This is a genomic window from Actinomadura logoneensis (assembly GCF_003428695.1).
GTDB lineage: Bacteria > Actinomycetota > Actinomycetes > Streptosporangiales > Streptosporangiaceae > Spirillospora > Spirillospora logoneensis.
Genome location: NZ_QURH01000021.1, coordinates 1 through 870 on the forward strand (window position 1 = coordinate 1; position 870 = coordinate 870).

At 78.6% G+C, this 870-nt stretch carries 1 pseudogene; it reads right to left on the reverse strand.

What is annotated here, in order from left to right:
- Nucleotides 1-870: pseudogene (locus DZF91_RS39285) on the reverse strand (hypothetical protein); the annotation flags it as partial.

The window sequence follows — 870 nt, forward strand, 5'->3', positions numbered from 1 at the left end:
GACACCGGCGTGGACGGCCGTGCCCGCCCGGTCCGCGATCCGCGCGACGAGCCCGGTCAGCCGCTCCCACCCGCCGGTCAGCGCCGCGTCGGGGTCGTCCACGGGCAGCAGCGCCGTGCCGCCCGCCGCGTTGAGCGCGTGCAGCGCCTGGTCGCGCCCGTGGTGGTCGATCTCCGCCTGGACGCGGCGGAGCTTGCGGCGCGCGGCGACGCTGCTGCTCACCCCGGAGGCGCTCTCGTCCGGATGCGCGCCGAGCGCCAGCGTCAACACCGCGTACGCGGGAGCCGGGCGCACGCCCGCGCGCCGGGCGGCCTCGCGCGGGTCCTGGCCGTCCAGCAGCGCCGACAGCACCTCGTGCCGCGCCGCCTGGTCCTGCCCGCGCAGCGCCTGGTGCTCCTCGACGTAGGCGTCGGCGACCGCCGCCGACACCAGTCCCAGGACGTCCAGCAGGATCCGCTCGACCTCGACCACCGCGTCCAGGTCCGCCGGTCCCGCGCGGGCCACCAGCGCGTCCAGGCCGATCCGCCAGCCGAGGTGGTACGCCGACAGCACCGCGCCCAGCGGCACGCCCTCCTCGGCGCGGCGCGCCGCCGACCGCGACATCTCCGCCAGCTCGCCGGGCGCGGGCAGCCGCCCGGTGCGCAGAGTGCGGACGAACACCCGCAGGTTGTGCTCGACCACCCGGGTGATGTCCCCGGCCAGCTCCTCGTGCGGCAGCGCCGAATAGACGGGGAACCGGTCGGTGAACGTCGCGACCATCCGCCGGGCGAGCGCGGGCACCTGCGGGCCGAGCAGCGCGTCCGCGGGGACGCCGCCGATGGCCGGCGCGACGCTCCCCCCGCCTCGCCGCCGACCGCACTCCGGCGGGCC